The organism is Pseudomonas sp. CAN1 (assembly GCF_030462585.1).
In the GTDB taxonomy this organism is placed as follows: Bacteria; Pseudomonadota; Gammaproteobacteria; order Pseudomonadales; family Pseudomonadaceae; genus Pseudomonas.
In genome coordinates this window covers 281213-299800 of record NZ_JASMRU010000002.1, presented here as the reverse complement: position 1 = coordinate 299800, position 18588 = coordinate 281213, and the positions used below count along the sequence as shown (strand labels likewise).

17 protein-coding genes are annotated in these 18588 nt (G+C 66.3%); 15 read left to right on the top strand and 2 right to left on the bottom strand.

What is annotated here, in order from left to right; translation table 11 throughout:
* The first annotated feature begins 123 nt into the window (after positions 1–123).
* The 13 genes from urtC to QO207_RS04220 all read left to right on the top strand — a co-directional run bounded on the left by urtC (position 124) and on the right by QO207_RS04220 (position 14907).
* The gene (urtC, locus tag QO207_RS04280) at positions 124–1203 is read left to right on the top strand and encodes an urea ABC transporter permease subunit UrtC (RefSeq protein WP_301531335.1); all 1080 of its coding nucleotides are present in this window, start codon (positions 124–126) and stop codon (positions 1201–1203) included.
* Complete coding sequence (gene urtD, locus QO207_RS04275) at positions 1200–2054, top strand: urea ABC transporter ATP-binding protein UrtD (RefSeq protein ID WP_301531334.1); 855 nt, start codon at positions 1200–1202, stop codon at positions 2052–2054. The genes urtC and urtD overlap by 4 nt, the downstream gene beginning before the upstream one ends.
* Before the next feature lie 163 nt (positions 2055–2217).
* Positions 2218–2916: an urea ABC transporter ATP-binding subunit UrtE gene (gene urtE / locus QO207_RS04270; protein ID WP_301531333.1), complete on the top strand. Its 699-nt coding sequence runs from the start codon at positions 2218–2220 to the stop codon at positions 2914–2916.
* Positions 2917–3110: 194 nt separating this feature from the next.
* Positions 3111–3563, top strand: a complete 453-nt coding sequence (locus tag QO207_RS04265; RefSeq protein ID WP_301531332.1) for a GNAT family N-acetyltransferase — start codon at positions 3111–3113, stop codon at positions 3561–3563.
* Positions 3564–4031: 468 nt separating this feature from the next.
* Positions 4032–4865: an urease accessory protein UreD gene (locus QO207_RS04260; protein WP_301531331.1), complete on the top strand. Its 834-nt coding sequence runs from the start codon at positions 4032–4034 to the stop codon at positions 4863–4865.
* Position 4866: 1 nt separating this feature from the next.
* Positions 4867–5169 (top strand): urease subunit gamma, encoded by a 303-nt coding sequence (locus tag QO207_RS04255; protein ID WP_017518207.1) that lies wholly within the window; start codon positions 4867–4869, stop codon positions 5167–5169.
* Positions 5170–5229: 60 nt separating this feature from the next.
* On the top strand, positions 5230–5736 hold the full coding sequence (locus QO207_RS04250) for a GNAT family N-acetyltransferase (protein WP_301531330.1): 507 nt from the start codon (positions 5230–5232) through the stop codon (positions 5734–5736).
* Complete coding sequence (locus QO207_RS04245) at positions 5733–6038, top strand: urease subunit beta (protein WP_301531329.1); 306 nt, start codon at positions 5733–5735, stop codon at positions 6036–6038. Before QO207_RS04250 ends, QO207_RS04245 begins: the two co-directional genes overlap by 4 nt.
* A 210-nt stretch (positions 6039–6248) precedes the next feature.
* The gene (ureC, locus tag QO207_RS04240; protein WP_301531328.1) at positions 6249–7949 is read left to right on the top strand and encodes an urease subunit alpha; all 1701 of its coding nucleotides are present in this window, start codon (positions 6249–6251) and stop codon (positions 7947–7949) included.
* Between the two features lie 165 nt (positions 7950–8114).
* Entirely contained in the window at positions 8115–8441 is a 327-nt protein-coding gene (locus tag QO207_RS04235; RefSeq protein ID WP_301531327.1) for a hypothetical protein, read from the top strand.
* 345 nt (positions 8442–8786) lie between these two features.
* Positions 8787–11486, top strand: coding sequence for an autotransporter outer membrane beta-barrel domain-containing protein (locus tag QO207_RS04230; protein ID WP_301531326.1), 2700 nt, complete (start codon positions 8787–8789; stop codon positions 11484–11486).
* 665 nt (positions 11487–12151) lie between these two features.
* A complete protein-coding gene (locus tag QO207_RS04225; RefSeq protein WP_301531325.1) occupies positions 12152–12751 on the top strand; it encodes a biliverdin-producing heme oxygenase in 600 nt (199 codons plus the stop codon).
* Positions 12748–14907: a GAF domain-containing protein gene (locus QO207_RS04220; RefSeq protein WP_301531324.1), complete on the top strand. Its 2160-nt coding sequence runs from the start codon at positions 12748–12750 to the stop codon at positions 14905–14907. The genes QO207_RS04225 and QO207_RS04220 overlap by 4 nt, the downstream gene beginning before the upstream one ends.
* Positions 14908–15065: 158 nt before the next feature.
* Here the strand turns inward: QO207_RS04220 and QO207_RS04215 are convergent, their stop codons facing one another.
* A complete protein-coding gene (locus QO207_RS04215; protein ID WP_301531323.1) occupies positions 15066–15332 on the bottom strand; it encodes a DksA/TraR family C4-type zinc finger protein in 267 nt (88 codons plus the stop codon).
* A 180-nt stretch (positions 15333–15512) separates the two neighbouring features.
* Here QO207_RS04215 and QO207_RS04210 point away from each other — a divergent pair, with 180 nt between their 5' ends.
* Entirely contained in the window at positions 15513–16157 is a 645-nt protein-coding gene (locus tag QO207_RS04210; RefSeq protein ID WP_301531322.1) for a hypothetical protein, read from the top strand.
* Between the two features lie 21 nt (positions 16158–16178).
* Here QO207_RS04210 and QO207_RS04205 read toward each other — a convergent pair whose 3' ends face one another.
* Positions 16179–17042 carry an oxaloacetate decarboxylase gene (locus tag QO207_RS04205; protein ID WP_301531321.1) on the bottom strand — a complete coding sequence of 288 codons (864 nt, stop codon included), beginning with the start codon at positions 17040–17042 and terminating at the stop codon, positions 16179–16181.
* A 208-nt stretch (positions 17043–17250) separates the two neighbouring features.
* On the opposite strand from QO207_RS04205, the gene QO207_RS04200 reads away from it, so the two are divergent.
* Positions 17251–18516 carry an Hsp70 family protein gene (locus tag QO207_RS04200; protein WP_301531320.1) on the top strand — a complete coding sequence of 422 codons (1266 nt, stop codon included), beginning with the start codon at positions 17251–17253 and terminating at the stop codon, positions 18514–18516.
* Positions 18517–18588 lie beyond the last annotated feature (72 nt).

The window sequence follows — 18588 nt, the reverse complement described above, 5'->3', positions numbered from 1 at the left end:
TGCTCTTCGTAGGACCGAGGGGGGCGCCTCAGCCCTTGCTCGCGAACCAGCCCAGCTCCGACGCCACCGGAACATCCGTTCGCGAGCAAGCTCGCTCCTACAAGGTACGGGGGAGACTCGCCCATGAACCAGCCACTCACCGTGACGGCGGCGCAGAAGGCCGGCCCGAAACTCACTGCCGCCATCGTCGGCGCCGCCCTGGTCGCGCTACTGGTCCTGCCGCTGCTGCACCTGTTGCCGGAGAGCCACGCGCTGCACCTCTCCGCCTACGGGCTGACACTCACCGGCAAGATCCTCTGCTACGCCATCGTCGCCCTGGCGCTGGACCTGGTCTGGGGCTACGCCGGCCTGCTGTCGCTGGGCCACGGGCTGTTCTTTGCCCTAGGCGGCTACGCCATGGGCATGTACCTGATGCGCGAAGCGGCCGGCGACCAGTTGCCAGCCTTCATGACCTTCCTCTCCTGGACGGAGCTGCCCTGGTACTGGGCCGGCACCCAGCACTTCCTCTGGGCGCTGTGCCTGGTGGTGCTGGCGCCCGGCCTGCTGGCGCTAGTGTTCGGCTTCTTCGCCTTCCGCTCGCGGATCAAGGGCGTGTACTTCTCGATCATGACCCAGGCGCTGACCTTCGCCGGCATGCTGCTGTTCTTCCGCAACGAGACGGGCTTCGGCGGCAACAACGGCTTCACCAACTTCCGCAGCATCCTCGGCTTTTCGATCACCGCGCCGGGCACCCGCGCGGCGCTGTTCATCGCCATCGTCCTGCTGCTGGCGGCGAGCCTGGCCATCGGCTTCGCCCTGGCGCGCAGCAAGTTCGGCCGGGTGCTCACCGCCCTGCGCGACGCGGAGAACCGGCTGATGTTCTGCGGCTACGACCCGCGCGGCTACAAGCTCTTCGTCTGGACCCTGAGCGCGGTGCTCTGCGGCCTCGCCGGAGCGCTGTTCGTGCCGCTGGTGGGCATCATCAACCCGAGCGAAATGTCGCCGACCAACTCCATCGAGGCTGCCGTCTGGGTCGCCCTCGGCGGGCGCGGCACGCTGATCGGCCCGCTGCTCGGCGCGGGCGTGGTGAACGGCGCGAAGAGCTGGTTCACCGTGGCCTTCCCCGAGTACTGGCTGTTCTTCCTCGGCGCGCTGTTCATCGTCGTCACCCTGTACCTGCCGCGCGGCATCCTCGGCCTGATCAAGCGGGAGAAAGCACAATGAGAGCGGTCCCCCACCTGATGCTGGAACCGGCCTACGATCCCAACCGCGATCCGGGCGCCAGCCGCGATGCCATCGGCATCGGTGCGAGCGCCAGCGGCCAGCTGGACGTGCGCCACGGCACCATCCTCACCCTGGAAGACATCAACGTCAGCTTCGACGGCTTCCGCGCCCTGCGCGACCTCACGCTGTACATCGGCGTCGGCGAGCTGCGCTGCATCATCGGCCCCAACGGTGCGGGCAAGACCACGCTGATGGACGTGATCACCGGCAAGACCCGCCCGGACAACGGCAAGGCCTACTTCGGCGAAACCCTCGACCTCACGCGCATGAGCGAGGTGGAGATCGCCCAGGCTGGCATCGGCCGCAAGTTCCAGAAGCCCACGGTGTTCGAGGCGCTCTCGGTATTCGAGAACCTGGAGCTCGCGCAGAAGACCGACAAGTCGGTGTGGGCCAGCCTGCGGGCGAAGCTCTCCGGCGAGCAGAAGGACCGTATCGAGGCGGTGCTCACCACCATCCGCCTGCGCGAGTCGCGCAACCGCCCCGCCGGGCTGCTCTCCCACGGGCAGAAGCAGTTCCTGGAGATCGGCATGCTGCTGGTGCAGGAGCCGCAACTGTTGCTGCTGGACGAGCCGGTGGCGGGCATGACCGACGCCGAGACCGAGTTCACCGCCGAGCTGTTCAAGTCCCTCGCCGGCCAGCATTCGCTGATGGTGGTGGAGCACGACATGGGCTTCGTCGGCAGCATCGCCGACCACGTCAGCGTGCTGCACCAGGGGCATGTACTGGCCGAGGGTTCGCTGGAGGACGTACAGGCGAACGAACAGGTGATCGAAGTCTATCTGGGGCGCTGACGCTCACTGCACTGCATGGGTATCGCTGCGCTCCACCCATCCTACGCACGCATTTCGCCGGGAGGCACGGCGTAGGTTGGCGTGGAGCGAAGCGATACCCAACAGCTCTCGATACACCGCTGCTGTAAGCGAAATATCAAGACTCTCCACAAGGGCAACTCCCATGCTGCAAGTCGACAAACTGCACCAGTACTACGGCGGCAGCCACATCCTGCGTGGCCTGTCGTTTGACGCGAAGATCGGCGAGGTCACCTGCCTGCTCGGGCGCAATGGCGTGGGCAAGACCACCCTGCTGCGCTGCCTGATGGGCCTGGTGCCGGCCAAGGACGGCAAGGTCTGCTGGGAGGGCAAGCCGATCACCGGTTTCAAGCCACACCAGCGCGTGCACGCCGGCATCGCCTACGTGCCCCAGGGGCGGGAAATCTTTCCGCGGCTCACCGTGGAGGAAAACCTGCTGATGGGCCTGTCGCGCTTCAGCGCCGGCGAAGCCAAGGCCGTGCCCGAGTTCATCTACGAGCTGTTCCCGGTGCTCCGCGAGATGAAGCAGCGCCGTGGCGGCGACCTCTCCGGCGGCCAGCAGCAACAGCTCGCCATCGGCCGCGCGCTGGCCAGCCGGCCGCGCCTGCTGATCCTCGACGAGCCTACCGAAGGCATACAGCCGTCGGTGATCAAGGAGATCGGCGCGGTGATCCGCAAGCTCGCCGAGCGCGGCGACATGGCCATCCTGCTGGTGGAGCAGTTCTACGATTTTGCCGCCGAACTGGCCGACCAGTACCTGGTGATGTCCCGTGGCGAGATCGTCCAGCAGGGCCGCGGTGAGGACATGGAAAGCGACGGCGTGCGCGGGTTGGTGGCCATCTGAGGCCGCTTGTCGGCGGGTTCGCGAGCAAGCTCGCTCCTACGAGGAGAGTCACTGCTTAACCTGTAGGGGCGAGGGGGACGCCATCGTTATTGCTCGCGAACCTTGGTCCAACCATGAGACGACCTGTCACTGGCGGATGGCGGCGCCAGGTGGCAAGCTCCCAGGCCCCGTACTGTTTATTTCTGGAGCCTGTCATGCCGATCACCCTGCGCCCCGCCGTCAACGACGACGCCGGATTCGCCGCGGTCTGCGTGGCAGCGGCCTACGCCCAGTGGATTCCCAAGCTGGGCCGCAAGCCGGGGCCGATGCTGGATGACTACCACGCCATCATCGCCGAGGACCGCGTGCTGATCGCCGAGCAGGACGGCGCGCCGGTCGGCCTGCTGGTGATGCGCGAGACCGACGAGGGCTTCCTGCTCGACAACATCGCCGTGCTACCCGAATGCGCCGGCCAGGGCGTCGGCCGCGTGCTGCTGGTACACGCCGAGGAAGCCGCCGTGCAGCTGGGCTATCAGTCGCTGTACCTCTACACCAACGAACGCATGGTGGAGAACATCGAGCTGTACGCGAAGAACGGCTACCAGGAATACGCACGTCGGCTGGAGAACGGCTTCCGGCGGGTGTACATGCGCAAGCAGCTGGGCTGAGGTACAGCTCTCGCCGCAACGACCGCCCCCACCTGGGATATTTGCGCCAGAGCATCCCTCACCCCAACCCTCTCCCAAAGGGAGAGGGGGCAGATCGTGCCGGCTGAAATCGGGGTTTAATCCTGCTCGAACGGTTCCCTCTCCCGCTTGAGGAGCGGGGCGCGCAGCCAGGGTCAGGGTGAGGGGCCCTTGATCCTGTAGGAGCGGATTTATCCGCGATGTATTCGCCCCCGCGCGGGGATGGGCCGATCGCGGATGAATCCGCTCCTACGCACCATTCAAGTGCGCACGCACCGCCAACGCACCGCAATTGCGCCCATACCTGACCGATCAGACAATCCCCCTCCCCTCCGCTGAACCCGCACCAATGCTGTCTTGCAGCGCTACCGGCGGGCACCGCGCACTATCCTGGCGCATCCCGGCACGCTGATTGCTCTGTCCTGAGCATCCCTGGTTTTGCAGCTGCCCATGAACGCACCGGCCACCCTCTTCCACCCCGCCTGGCACGCCGAGCTGGAGCTGGCCTACGCCCGCATCGGCGACAGCACGCGGCCGGTCACCCGGCGTCATCTCGGGCCGCTGCGGGTGCAGAAGCACCTGTACGCGGAAGGGCCGGAAGTTTGCCAGCACATCGTCGTACACCCGCCCGGCGGCATCGCTGGTGGCGATACGCTCGACCTCGACATCTACGCCGGCCAGGGCAGCTGGGCTCAGCTGACCAGCCCCGGCGCCGCCAAGTGGTACCGCGCCGGCTGCCCGGCGCAGCAGCAGTTGGACATCCGCGTCGCCCCCGGCGCTACGCTGGAATGGCTGCCGCAGGAAACCATCGTCTACTCCGGCGCCCAAGCCGAGCTGACGACCCGCATCGATCTCGAAGCGAACGCCCGGCTGTTCTACTGGGACGTTATCGCCCTCGGCCGCCCGGCCAGCGGCGAGCGCTTCGACGAAGGCCACTTCGCTGCCGCTCTGGATATCCGCCGAGACGGCCAGCGCCTCTGGCACGAACGCCAGCGCGTGACCGGCCGCGACCGCCTGCTCGACTCGCCCATCGGCCTCGCCGGCTACCCGGTGATGGCGACGCTGATCGCCAGCGGGCAGATCGACGCAGAACTGATCGAAGCCTGTCGCGCCATTCCCTGCCAGGGGCGCGGCAATCTCACCCAACTGCCCGGCCTGGTGGTCGCCCGCTGCCTCGCCCATGAGGCGCTGCACGCCCGCGCCTGGCTCATCGAACTCTGGCGCCGGCTGCGGCCCGCGCTGCTCGGCCGCGAGGCCGTTCCTCCCCGAATCTGGAGCACCTGAGATGGACCTGACCCCTCGCGAGAAGGACAAGCTGCTGATCTTCACCGCCGGCCTGGTCGCCGAGCGCCGCCTTGCCCGTGGTGTGAAACTCAACTACCCGGAAGCCGTGGCGCTGATCTCCGCCGCGCTGCTCGAAGGCGCGCGGGATGGTCAGACGGTCGCCGACCTGATGCACTACGGCACCACGCTGCTGAGCCGTGAACAGGTGATGGAAGGCGTGCCGGAAATGATCCCGGAAATCCAGGTGGAAGCCACCTTCCCGGACGGCACCAAGCTGGTCACCGTGCACCAGCCCATCGCCTGATGCCCCCATTTGGCGGATAAAGCGTTGCGCTTTACTCGCCCTACGAAAGAAGGAACCGCCATGCACATCCGCGACGCCAGCCAAGCCGACCTCGGCAGTCTGCGCGACATCTACAACGACGCCGTGCTCAACACCACCGCCATCTGGAACGAGGTCGCCATCGACCTGGAGAACCGCCGCGCCTGGCTGGAGATGCGCGCGCAGCAGGGCTTCCCGGTGCTGGTGGCCGAGGACGGCGGCGAAGTGGTGGGCTATGCCAGCTACGGCCCGTGGCGCGCCTTCGACGGCTTCCGCGAGACAGTCGAACACTCGGTCTACGTGCGTGCCGACCAGCGCGGCAAGGGCCTCGGCCCGGTGCTGATGCAGGCACTGATCGAACGCGCCCGCGCCCAGGGCCTGCACGTGATGGTCGCGGCCATCGAGAGCGGCAACACGGCATCGATCCGCCTGCACGAACGCCTGGGCTTCGCCACCACCGGGCAGATGCCGCAGGTGGGCCAGAAGTTCGGCCGCTGGCTCGACCTGACCTTCATGCAACTGATCCTCGACCCACGGAGCTCCCCATGATCCCTGGCGAATACGACATCCAGCCCGGCGAGATCGAACTCAACGCCGGCCGCCGCACCCTCGTCCTGACGGTGGCCAACAGCGGCGACCGGCCGATCCAGGTCGGCTCGCACTACCACTTCTTCGAGACCAACAACGCGCTGCTGTTCGACCGCGACGCGGCGCGCGGCATGCGCCTGAACATTCCGGCGGGCACCGCCGTGCGCTTCGAACCGGGGCAGAGCCGCGAGGTGGAGCTGGTCGAGCTGGCCGGCGAGCGCAAGGTTTATGGATTTGCCGGACGGGTGATGGGCGCGCTGTGAGTCCGTGCCACGGCTAACACCCTCTCCCTAACCCTCTCCCTGAAGGGAGAGGGGACCGTCCGATACAGGTTGAATCCATAGCGTCAGCCGGCACGAACAGCGCCCTCTCCCTTCGGAGCGGGGCGCGTAGCCAGGGCGGGGGGAGAGGGTCAAGCCCCACGTACAAAGCCCAGGAAGAAACCGAATAGCGCCAACCGCCAAGGAGCCCCGATGAAAATCAGCCGCCAAGCCTACGCCGACATGTTCGGCCCCACCGTCGGCGACCGCGTGCGCCTGGCCGATACCGGCCTGTGGATCGAGGTGGAGCAGGATTTCACCGTCTACGGCGAGGAAGTGAAGTTCGGCGGCGGCAAGGTCATCCGCGACGGCATGGGCCAGAGCCAGCTGTGCGCAGCCCAGGTGGTCGACACGGTGATCACCAACGCGCTGATCCTCGACCACTGGGGCATCGTCAAGGCCGACGTCGGCCTCAAGCACGGGCGCATCGCCGCCATCGGCAAGGCCGGCAACCCGGACATCCAGCCCGGCGTGACCATCGCCCTGGGCGCCAGCACCGAAGTGATCGCCGGCGAGGGCATGATCCTCACCGCAGGCGGCATCGACACGCACATCCACTTCATCTGCCCGCAGCAGATCGAAGAGGCGCTGATGAGCGGGGTCACCACCATGATCGGTGGCGGCACCGGGCCGGCCACCGGCACCAACGCTACCACCTGTACCTCCGGCCCCTGGCAAATGGCGCGCATGCTCCAGGCCGCGGATGCCTTCCCGATGAACATCGGCTTCACCGGCAAGGGCAACGCCAGCCTGCCGTTGCCGCTGGAAGAACAGGTACGCGCCGGCGCCATCGGCCTGAAGCTGCACGAGGACTGGGGCACCACCCCGGCGGCCATCGACAACTGTCTTTCGGTGGCCGACCGCCTCGACGTGCAGGTGGCGATCCACACCGACACCCTCAACGAATCCGGCTTCGTCGAAACCACCCTCGCCGCATTCAAGGGCCGCACCATCCACACCTACCACACCGAGGGCGCCGGTGGCGGCCACGCGCCGGACATCATCAAGGCCTGCGGCTTCGCCAACGTGCTGCCCAGCTCGACCAACCCGACCCGGCCCTTCACCCGCAACACCATCGACGAGCACCTGGACATGCTCATGGTCTGCCACCACCTGGACCCAAGCATCGCCGAGGACGTGGCCTTCGCCGAAAGCCGCATTCGCCGCGAGACCATCGCCGCCGAGGACATCCTCCACGACCTCGGCGCCTTCAGCATGATCAGCTCCGACAGCCAGGCCATGGGCCGCGTCGGCGAAGTGATCACGCGCACTTGGCAGACCGCCGACAAGATGAAACAGCAGCGCGGCGCACTGGCCGGCGACGGCGCACGCAACGACAACTTCCGCGCCAAGCGCTATATCGCCAAGTACACCATCAACCCCGCGATCACCCACGGCGTGGCCCATGAAGTGGGCAGCATCGAAGTGGGCAAGCTGGCCGACCTGGTGCTCTGGCGCCCGGCCTTCTTCGGCGTGAAACCGAGCCTGATCCTCAAGGGCGGCGCCATCGCCGCGAGCCTGATGGGCGACGCCAACGCGTCGATCCCGACGCCGCAGCCGGTGCACTACCGGCCGATGTTCGCAAGCTTTGGCGGCAGCCGCCACGCCACCTGCCTGACCTTCATCAGCCAGGCCGCGTTCGAGCTGGGCGTGCACCACGAGCTGGGCCTGCACAAGGCCATCGGCGTGGTGAAGGGCTGCCGCAACGTGCAGAAGACCGACCTGATCCACAACGCCTACCTGCCGCACATCGAGGTCGACGCGCAGAACTACCAGGTGCGCGCGGACGGGCAGTTGCTGTGGTGCGAGCCGGCCGAGGTGCTGCCGATGGCGCAGCGCTATTTCCTGTTCTGAGCCAGAGCATTGAAAGCGTCGACCACTGCATGAAATTCGTTGGGCGGCGCGAAGATGTCGATCAAGTTCCACGCGACGCTCGGGCATCTTCCTTCACGTCGCGAGGATGGCTACCCTGCGCTCCCCTGGGAAAGAGTCCCGGGGGTTGCATCTCAGGAGAGTCACGTGAAATTCACCCGTATCGCCGCCACCCTGCTGGCCACCGCCGCCATCGCCGGCTGCACCGGCACCCCGATGAAGACCCAGACCTACAGCCCCGAGCAGTACACCGTGATCGGTCACAGCGAAGGCAAAGCCACCGGCGTGATGCTGTTCCAGTTCATCCCGATCCAGCAGAACGACCGCTTCGTCCGCGCGCAGAATGCCGCGATCAAGGCCAAGGGCGGCGACGGCCTGATCAACACCCAGGTCCAGGAAAGCTGGTTCTGGGCATGGGTCCTCAACGGCTACACCACCACCGTTTCCGGTGACGTGATCAAGCTGAAGAAGTAAGACCCTCTCTGCTTGCCGGGCCGCTGCGCAACGCGCGGTCCGGTTTCCGACCTTGCCATAAGTCAAGCTTTTCCCGATCCCCCGTCCCGCCGCTGGCCGATTGAGATTCGTCTTATTCGGCTACCTGAACGCCAGCTGAACAATGTGCCCACTGATCCGCCAAGGCCCCATCGGCCGCGGGTCTGGCGTGGCGCGACGGCTTGCGACCACGCCTCCCCAATGCACCTCCAGCGAAAGCAGGACACCGATCCGGAACCCTCCGATCTCCCGCCAGGACAGGCTCACACAGGCGCTGGAAACCCGCTCCGCATCGCCCACCCGGCGAGCGGCGCAAGGAGGTTTGCAATGCGCTTTACCAAGACTCTTCTGGCCACTCACGTGGCCGTGGCCATCGCGCTGCTCGGGCAGGTCGGCGCAGCCCAGGCGGACTGCGAGAAGATCGATGACTCGACCCTGTCCTGCGGTAACACCCTGTACTACAGCAGTGGCTTCAACCCCAACCAGTTCGACACGGTGAAAATCACCACCACCGGCGAAGGCACGCCGGGCGGTGGCGGAAAATCCCTGGGCGGATTCGGCATCTATGGCAACAGCTCGCAGTACACGCTGAACAACCTCGACATCTCCACCAGCGGCAGCAAAGCCGACGGCATCCAGGCGAACAACGGCTCCAGCACGATCACCGTCGAGTCGCTGAACATCACCACCACCGGGACTTCAGCCGACGGCATCAACGTTACTCGCAACTCGAACAACTCCACCGTCACTGTCGGTGATAACGCGGTCATCATCACCAAAGGCATGGGTGTACGTGCCAACACCTCGCCCAACGAGGGCGCCCGCAACATCATCACGCTCGGTGAAGGAGCGCAGATAAAGAGTTCCGGCAACGGTTCCAACCTCGATCTTGGCTCGCTGGGCGAGTACGGCGATGGCTACACCGTCTACGCCGGCAATACCAACAGCGCGGCCAAGGGCGATGCCGAAGTGAACATCAGCAACGGCAGCATCATCGAGTCCACTGGCGCCCGTGCCCACGCGGTCTTCGCCAACAAGGGCGGCGTGATCAACCTGGGCGACACGCAGATCACCACCACACAGGGCACGTCCTACGGCATCTACGCCGAGACCAGCACTACCGGGTCGGGCAATCGGGGTGGCGAAGTGAACCTGCAGGGCGACACCCAGGTCATCGTGACCGATGGCAACCGTGCCATGGCTGTCAGCGGCGAGGGATCAAGCATTACTTCCGACCAGGCCAGCGTCTATCGGCTCGACAGCAGCGCAACAGACGCCACGGAGAACCGCAAGGGCATGTCGCTGTTCGCTGAGAAAACCGGCGTCATCGATCTGAAAATGGCCGCCGGCTCCTACCTCAACGGCACCACCAGCACCGCCACCGACGGGGTGATCGACCTGGCCATGGACGGCGCCGCCAGCCAGTGGTTCATGACCGGCAACTCCAACCTGACCAACCTGTCGCTCACCGATGGCGCGCAGCTGGTCTACGACCGCCATGACGAACACGGCGCCTACACCTACAAGACGCTGACGGTGGATGGCGACTTCAAGGGAGGCGGCCACCTGCTGATGAACACCTACCTGGGTGACGACAACTCCGAGACCGACAAGCTGGCGGTCACCGGAAGCACCTCCGGCGAGACCCGCGTCACCGTCAATAACACCGGCGGCCCCGGCGGCGAAACCCTGGAAGGCATCCAGATGATCACCGTTGGCGGTACCTCCGCGGGTGAGTTCAAGTCCGACCGGGTGACCGAGGGCGGCTATGAGTACGTGCTGCGCCGTGGCGGCAGCTTCGTGGGGGCCTCCGGTGCGGACAGCGACTGGTACCTCACCTCGTACAAGCCGACCGAGCCGGAGCCGGAAGATCCCGGCCCTGAAGATCCGGGCCCCGTCGATCCGGGCCCGGAAGACCCTGGTCCTGTCGATCCCGGCCCCGAAGACCCGGGCCCCATCGATCCGGGTCCTGAAGAGCCTGGCCCTGAAGAGCCTGGTCCTGTCGAGCCCGGTCCGGTCGACCCGGCGCCGGAAAAGCCGACTCCCGGTGACAAGGACCGCGTGCGCCAGCCCGAAGGCGGCAGCTACACCGCCAACCTCGCAGCGGCCAACACGATGTTCCTGCACCGTCTGCATGACCGTACCGGCAACCTGACCTACGTCGCCCCGGACACTGGCAAGCAGGTCACCTCGATGCTCTGGATGCGCAACGTCGATGGCTCCAACCGCTGGGAAGACAGCACCGGGCAACTCAAGACCGAGTCCAACCGCTACGTGCTGCAACTGGGCAGCGACCTGTACCGCAAGCAGACCGACCACGGCGACTGGGTCGTCGGCGTGATGGCCGGCTACGCCAACGGCAACTCCACGACCAAATCGCGCATCACCGGCTACCGCTCGCGCGGCCAGATCGACGGCTACAGCCTCGGCGTCTACGGCACCTGGTACGAGAACAAGGACGACGAGAACGGCGCCTACGTCGACAGCTGGGTGCTGTGGAACGACTTCGATGCTGAAGTGCGCGGCGAGCAACTGGCCAAGGAGAAATACGACGCCAAGGGCATCACCGCCTCCATCGAGGCCGGCAAGACCTTCACCGTGGCGAAGACCGAAAGCGCCAGCTACTACGTGCAGCCCCAGGCGCAGGTCGTCTACATGGGCGTGAAAGCTGACAGCCACCGCGAGGCCAACGGCACCAGGGTCACCGGCCAGGGCGACGGCAACATCATGACCCGGCTCGGTGCACGCGCCGCGGTGCGCAGCAACCAGGCAGGCGGCTTCGCCAACACCTACGGCGTGGAGCCCTACGTGGAAACCAACTGGATCCACAACACCGACGACTTCGGCGCGAAGATGGGCAGCACGAAGTTCGAGATGGACGGCGCCAGCGACATCTTCGAAGTGAAGCTCGGTGCCACCAGCAAGGTGAACAGCCGGGTCAACGTCTGGGGTGAAGTCGGCAAGCAGTACGGCAACAACGGCTACCGCGACCAGGCGGTGACGCTGGGCCTCAAGGTCAACTTCTGACCTAGCCGTGAACCGGGCCGCCGCGGGCAACTGCGGCGGCCTTTTTCTGCGCTCGACAATGCGGCATCGGCGTTGGGCGGTTCGCGAGCAAGCTCGCTCCTACGAAGAGCGTTAGCGCCGAAGCCGGCTTGGGCTTTGGCTTTGGCTTTGGCTTTGGCTTTGGCTTTGGCTTTGGCTATGCAAGGTTTCCAGAGAAGCGCCCGCGCACTCCGAACGCCCCGTTCAGGAGGCCTCGTTGAATTGGAGTTTCAGGGGTTGAGCGACATGGATGTCGCGAGAGCCGCGATGGGCCAGGGATGGCCCTTCGCAGCGGGCCCCTGAAACTTCGATTCAACGAGGGAATTTTTCGCCTAAGCGAAAAACCGGATGTCCGGGGCAAGACCTTTGCCTTCTTTGGGTGGGGCGGCCATCCGTCGTTTGCCAAAGAAGGTCGCCCGAGGAGGCGAAACACAGAATCCGCGCGCACGCCGAAGCGGCGCAGAAATACCAAACTCCAAGCAAGAGCATCGCGGAGAAGCTCCGCTCCTACAGGCCTCCTGCGCCGTCGACCGCCCTATCCCCTGAAATTCTGGCAACTAGATCAACTTTCCCCCACCCGCCCTGTCGTACATCGCTACTGCTATGCTCTGCTCCTCAATGACCAAGGTGGTGACGCGATGACGGCGATGAAGTCCCAGACGAACCAGCACGCCGGAGTCTCGCCCGCGCTGGCCGCTCTGCGCAGTGCCACCCGCGACCTGCACGCCGATCTCGACAGCCGCTCCCCGCTTACCGGCGAACTCACTCCCCACGACTACCTCGACCACGCCGCCCGCGTGCTCGGCTGGATGCGTCCGCTGGAGTCAGCGCTGTGGCCGCTCTGGCCGGATACCGGTGACGCCGCACAGCGCCAGGGCAAGAGCCAGTGGCTGGAAGCCGATCTCCAGGCCGGCGCTGCAGCCCAGGGAGCCAACTGCCCCCACGCACCAACGCCGGGTTGCCTGGCCGAAGCCTTCGGTATCGCCTACGTAGCCGAAGGCGCCACCCTCGGTGGCCGAGTGCTCTACAAACGCCTGAAGACTTCTCTCGACCCGCTGCCACTGCGCTGGCTGCAGGGCTATGGCGAGCACACCGGCGAGCGCTGGGGCAGCTTCCAGCGCCTGCTGGCCGAACACGTCAGCAGCCCGGAAGACATCGCCCTCGCCCAGGCCGCCGCCGTGCGCGCCTTCACCTCGTTCCGCGACTGGGTGATCGACGCCGCACCGCACCGGGCGGGCCCGGCATGAGCGAGCAACCGGTCACCCTCGCCAACTGCGAAGACGAACCCATCCACGTCCCCGGCGCCATCCAGCCCCACGGTGCGCTGATCGCCCTCGACGAACAGGGCCAGGTGCTCGGCTTCAGCGACAACCTCGGCAGCCTGTTGGGCATCGCGCCGCAGCTCGGCCTGCCGCTGGCCGAGGAAGACGTCGGCGGCAACGTGCTGACCATGCTCGCCGAAGGCCTGCGCGAGGACGGCCCCTGGGTCAACAGCGTGGAAGCGCGGATCAACCGGCGCTTCTTCGATGTGATCGGCCACAGCCATGACGGCGTGCGCTACCTGGAGTTCGAGCGGCGCGCCGCCGGTGCCGCCTCCTTCACCACCTTCGCCCTGAATGCCCAGCGCCTGGTCAGCCAGTTGCAACTGCGCAACGACGTCGAGAGCCTGCTGGTCAGCGTCACCGAGGAAGTGCGGCGGATGACCGGCTACGACCGCGTCATGGCCTACCGCTTCAACGAGGACGACTCCGGCGAGGTGGTCGCCGAATCCCGCCGCGAGGACCTGGAAAGCTACCTCGGCCAGCGCTACCCGTCCTCGGACATTCCCGCCCAGGCGCGCCGCCTGTACTTGCAGAACCCGGTGCGGCTGATCGGCGACGCGGCCTACCAGCCGGTGGCCGTGCGCCCCACGCTGAACCCGCGCAGCCGCAGGCCATTCGACCTGAGCTTCAGCACCCTGCGCAGCGTCTCGCCGATCCATTGCGAGTACCTGGCCAACATGGGCGTACGCGCCTCCATGAGCATCTCCATCGTGGTCGGCGGGCGCCTCTGGGGACTGTTCTCCTGCCACCACATGAGCCCCAAGGTGGTGCCCTACCCGATCCGCATGTCCTTCCAGGTGTTCTCTCAGGTGTGCAGCGCCATGGTCGAACGCCTGGAGCAGAGCCGCACCAGCGAACTGCTGCGCCAGGCCGCCGAGCGCCAGCAGGCGCTGCTGCGCCGCACCCGCGACTCCGACGACCTGCTCAGCGCCCTGACGCGACCCGGCGCCGGCATTGCCGACCTGCTGCCGTGCGACGCCGCGGTGGTGATGCTCGGCGGGCGCGCCAGCAGCATCGGCGGCGACTTCGAGGAGCTGGCGGTGTCCATCGTTTCGCAGTTGCAGCAGGACGACGAGCTGGACCTGTACCACAGCGACCGCCGCCCGGAGTTCCTCGGCGATCAACACGACCCACGCTACTGCGGCGTCATGGCGATCCGTTTCCATCGCCAGGAATCGGGCTGGATCGTCTGGCTGCGCCTGGAGCAGGTGCACCGCATCCGCTGGGGCGGCAAGCCGGAGAAGATCGTCAGCACCGGCCCCTCCGGCCCGCGCCTGACCCCGCGCGGCTCCTTCGAAGCCTGGGAGGAAGTGGTGCGCGGGCGCTCCATGCCTTGGACCGGCATCGACCTCTCCATCGCCGAGAAGCTGCGCACCGAGCTGGTGGAGCTGTGCCTGAACCGCGCCGGCGAGATCGACCGCATGCGCCAGCGCCTGATCGCGGTACTCGGCCACGACCTGCGCAACCCGCTGCAATCCATCTCCATGGCCGCCGCCATGCTCTCCTCCAGCGACGTGCGCAACGCCGAGCTGCGCCAGCACATCACCTACTCCAGCAGCCGCATGGAGCGGCTGATCAGCCAGATCCTGGAAATGAGCCGGCTGCAGAGCGGCGCCGGGATGACGGTGAAACCGGTGGCCGCTGATCTTTCGCGACTGGTCCGCGACATCGTCCAGGAGACCGACGTGGCCTATCCGGGGCTGTCCATCGAGACCGCCATCGAAGACGGCCTCCAGGGCCAGGTCGACCCGGACCGCTACCTGCAGGTGGCCGCCAACCTGCTGAGCAACGCCCGCCACCACGGCCGCCCCGGCCGCCCGGTGCTGGTGGAGTTGCGCCGCGAGAGCGACTGGGCGCGCCTGAGCATCCTCAACGAAGCCGAAGCGCTGGACGACGCGCGTCTGGCCAACCTGTTCGTGCCGTTCAAGCAGGACGTCCCCGGCCACAACCGCAACAAGAGCGGGCTCGGCATCGGCCTGTACATCTCCCAGGCCATCGTCAGCGCCCATGGCGGCAGGATCGAAGTGGAGCAGGCCGACGGCATCATCACCTTCAGCGTGCTGGTACCCCTCACCGCCTGACCTACTGCTTTTCGTAGGAGCGAGCTTGCTCGCGAACCACCCGAGGCTATGGCGCTGGCCAGGGTTCGCGAGCAATGAATGGGCGTCCCCCTCACTCCCACAGTTCCCCACGAAAAACGGCGCCCATGGGCGCCGTTTTCAGGTCGGGCGAAAGCCCTTCAACGCAACTGGCTGTCCTTGCTCCCACGCCGGTTATAGCCGGCGTATCCACCCTGCTCCTTGTCGTGCTCGGCCTGGCAGTTCACGCACAGCCGCACACCGGGAATGGCCTTGCGCCGCGCCTCGGGAATCAGCGCATCGCACTCCTCGCAATGGCTCAGGCTCTCGCCCTTGGGCAGCTGGTTGCGCGCCCGTGCGACAGCGTCCTCGATGGTGCTGTCGATCTGCTCCTGAACCGCTCCGTCGTTTGCCCAGCCGCTGGCCATGGCGCCCTCCCGTGGAAAATTCGCGTGTCCTGAAGATATGCCGCCCACGGCCGCCGAATGCAAGGCCGATGGCGCGCGAAGCGACGAGTGCGTCGCGGGCGAAACCAGATACGTCTTATGGGCCACCGCGCCAAGGCTCGGGACAATCGAAGGACCCTGAGCCCGTCCGGAGCCCCGCCCATGCGCCAAGCCTGCGCCCTGATCGCCAGCCTGCTGTTCGCCGGCTTGCTGCCGCGCGCCGCCAATGCCGACGTCATCGACGCCAACCTGCAGGACATGGAGCGCTACCTGCTGCTCTACAGCGCCACCGGCGACCCACGCTTCCTCGACCGCCTGGACAACCTCGGCAGCAGCTTCGAGCAGGACCTGGCCCAGCAGAAGAACGCCAGCTCGCTACGGGACCTCTGGCAGCTCTACCGGCAGACACTGGACCGGGTACGCGCGGCGTATACGCAGAAGGACGTGGATATCCGCCAGGCGGTGCAGCAGACGCAGGAAGTGGCGGGGCTGTTCGACAGCTTCATCCTGGCACGGTCACCGGCGCCACAGGGACTGGAAGGCGAGTTGCGCGAGCTGGCGCTACTGGAGGCGCGCCGGGCCAATGGCCGGCTGCTGGGAACGGAGGGCGGGAACGATGCAGTGCGCATCGTTGAACTGCAGGAGCGGATCGGCGAACGCCTGGCGGCACTACCCGCCGGTGCCAGCCGGGACTCCCTGCTCTCGCGCTGGAGTTACCTGCGCAAGGCGGAGAAACCCGAAGGCACTCTGCTCTATCCCTTCAACGCCCAGGTCGAATACCTGCTGGCGCATCTGCCGCGTAGTTGAGCGGCGCGGGAAAGGTGAACCCTACTCTTTGACTTCCATGTATTCGCGCGCCCAGATCTGGTACTCCTCGGGCAGCGTGTACTTCTTCGCCAGTTCCGAAGCGGTCAGGTCGGAGGCATGCACGCCGCGCTGCTCGCGCAGGCAGTCGTAGGTGGCCTTGATCGCAGCAAAGTAGGCGGCATGGCCGTCGACCACGATGCGCACACCCAGCTCGGCCAGGCGCGCGTCGTCGCGCAGCTCGGGGTTGCCGTAGGACACCAGCATCAGCGGCACCGACAGGTGGCGGGAGATGGCTTCCAGGTGATCGAAGTCGCGGATGCCGACCATGCAGATACCGTCAGCACCAGCGGCCTGATAGGCCAGGGTGCGGCGGATCACGTCGTCCACTTCCAGCACTTCGGCGTTGGTGCGGGCGATGATCGCCATTTCCGCGTCGATGCGCGCTTCCAGCGCCGCGCGGATCTTGCCGACGCCTTCCTCGACCGGGATCAAATCGGTGGACTTACGGCCGAATTGCGCCGGCAGCAGGGTGTCCTCGATGGTCAGCGCGGCCACGCCGGCGCGCTCCAGCTCGACGATGGTGCGCATGGTGTTCAGCGCGTTGCCGTAGCCGTGGTCGGCGTCGGCGATCACCGGCAGGCGGGCGACTCGACCGATGCGAGTGGCCTGCTCGGTGAATTCGCTGAGGGTGATCAACGCGAAGTCCGGCGCCGCCAGAACTTGTAGTGAAGCTACAGAACCGCCCAGGATGCCCACCTCGAAGCCGAGGTCGCCGGCGATACGCGCGGACATCGGGTCGAACACCGAAGCGGTGTGATAGCAGGCTGAAGAATTCAGTAAGGCGCGGAAATCCTTGCGCAATTCGTGGAAGGAGGCTCTGTGCATGGTGGGATCCAACTGCTTGTACGGGGTGGGAGAACGGAAATCAGATAGTGGAAAACTCTTGTAGGAAAACTACAGGAACACAATGTAGCAAAACTACAAGCTACTCCCCAAGCCCTCTTTGCCACCATAGCCTTCCGACGGATACCCTGATTTTCCCAAAGCGCTCGCGTACACTGCGCGGCCGTTTTTTCTCCGGACATCCTGCACCATGTTCCCGACCACTGCGGCCCGCGCCCTGGGCATCGACTTCGGTACCTCCAACTCCACCGTCGGCTGGTGGCGTCCGGACAGCGAACCGCTGATCGCCCTGGAAGACGACAAGATCACCCTGCCCTCGGTGATCTTCTTCAACGTCGAGGAGCGCCGCCCGGTGTACGGCCGCCTGGCCCTGCACGAATACCTGGAAGGCTACGAAGGTCGCCTGATGCGCTCGCTGAAAAGCCTGCTGGGCTCCTCGTTGCTGAAAAGCGAGACCACCGTGCTGGGCAGCGCAATGCCCTTCAAGGACCTGCTGGGCCTGTTCATCGGCGAGCTGAAGAAGCGCGCCGAAGCTGTCGCCGGGCGTGAATTCGAGTCCGTGGTGCTGGGCCGCCCGGTGTTCTTCGTCGACGACGACCCCAAGGCCGACCAGGAAGCCCAGGACACCCTGGTCGCCGTGGCGCAGAAGCTCGGCTTCAAGGACGTCTCCTTCCAGTATGAACCGCTGGCCGCCGCCTTCGACTACGAGCGCAGCATCGAGCGTGAAGAGCTGGTGCTGATCGTCGACATCGGCGGCGGCACCTCGGACTTCTCGCTGGTGCGCCTGTCGCCGGAGCGTCGCGAAGTGGCCGATCGCCAGGGCGACATCCTCGCCACCGGCGGCGTGCACATCGGCGGTACGGACTTCGACAAGCAGCTGAGCATCCAGGGCGTGATGCCGCTGTTCGGCTACGGCAGCAAGATGAAGAGCGACGCCTTCATGCCGACCAGCTACCACCTCAACCTCGCCACCTGGCACACCATCAACGCGGTGTACGCGCAGAAGTCCCAGCTGGCGCTGCAGAACATGCGCTACGACATCGTCGACGCCACCGGCATCGACCGCCTGTTCAAGCTCATCGAGCAGCGCGCCGGCCACTGGCTGGCGATGCAGGTGGAGGCCAGCAAGATCGAGCTGTCCGATGCCGAGCGCCGCGACATCGACCTGGCGCGCGTCGAACCGGGCCTGGTGGCGGAACTGAGCCGCGAGCTGTTCGAGGGCGCCATCGGCCCGCTGCTGGAGCGCGTGCGCGGCAGCATCAGCGAGCTGCTGAGCTCGGCCGACGTCGATCCGGCGCGGGTCGATACGGTGTTCTTCACCGGCGGTTCCTCCGGCGTACCGGCGCTGCGTCAGAGCGTGGCAGCCATGCTGCCCAATGCCCGCCACATCGACGGCGACCGCTTCGGCGGGATCGGCAACGGCCTGGCCATCGAAGCGATGAAGCGTTACGGCTGAGCAGCGGCTCACTGACGACGAGCGCGCCATGCGCTAGTGTGGCGGTGTCCTTCACCTCTTTCGCGGAGCCCG

Coding starts and splice junctions, on each gene's coding strand:
- urtD (WP_301531334.1), top strand. CDS start 1,200: ATGAGAGCGGTCCCCCACCTGATGCTGGAACCGGCCTACGATCCCAAC.
- QO207_RS04230 (WP_301531326.1), top strand. CDS start 8,787: ATGCGCTTTACCAAGACTCTTCTGGCCACTCACGTGGCCGTGGCCATC.
- QO207_RS04205 (WP_301531321.1), bottom strand. CDS start 17,042: ATGCACAGAGCCTCCTTCCACGAATTGCGCAAGGATTTCCGCGCCTTA.
- QO207_RS04215 (WP_301531323.1), bottom strand. CDS start 15,332: ATGGCCAGCGGCTGGGCAAACGACGGAGCGGTTCAGGAGCAGATCGAC.
- QO207_RS04260 (WP_301531331.1), top strand. CDS start 4,032: ATGAACGCACCGGCCACCCTCTTCCACCCCGCCTGGCACGCCGAGCTG.
- urtC (WP_301531335.1), top strand. CDS start 124: ATGAACCAGCCACTCACCGTGACGGCGGCGCAGAAGGCCGGCCCGAAA.
- QO207_RS04250 (WP_301531330.1), top strand. CDS start 5,230: ATGCACATCCGCGACGCCAGCCAAGCCGACCTCGGCAGTCTGCGCGAC.
- QO207_RS04265 (WP_301531332.1), top strand. CDS start 3,111: ATGCCGATCACCCTGCGCCCCGCCGTCAACGACGACGCCGGATTCGCC.
- QO207_RS04220 (WP_301531324.1), top strand. CDS start 12,748: ATGAGCGAGCAACCGGTCACCCTCGCCAACTGCGAAGACGAACCCATC.
- QO207_RS04200 (WP_301531320.1), top strand. CDS start 17,251: ATGTTCCCGACCACTGCGGCCCGCGCCCTGGGCATCGACTTCGGTACC.
- QO207_RS04245 (WP_301531329.1), top strand. CDS start 5,733: ATGATCCCTGGCGAATACGACATCCAGCCCGGCGAGATCGAACTCAAC.
- urtE (WP_301531333.1), top strand. CDS start 2,218: ATGCTGCAAGTCGACAAACTGCACCAGTACTACGGCGGCAGCCACATC.
- QO207_RS04210 (WP_301531322.1), top strand. CDS start 15,513: ATGCGCCAAGCCTGCGCCCTGATCGCCAGCCTGCTGTTCGCCGGCTTG.
- QO207_RS04225 (WP_301531325.1), top strand. CDS start 12,152: ATGAAGTCCCAGACGAACCAGCACGCCGGAGTCTCGCCCGCGCTGGCC.
- QO207_RS04255 (WP_017518207.1), top strand. CDS start 4,867: ATGGACCTGACCCCTCGCGAGAAGGACAAGCTGCTGATCTTCACCGCC.
- ureC (WP_301531328.1), top strand. CDS start 6,249: ATGAAAATCAGCCGCCAAGCCTACGCCGACATGTTCGGCCCCACCGTC.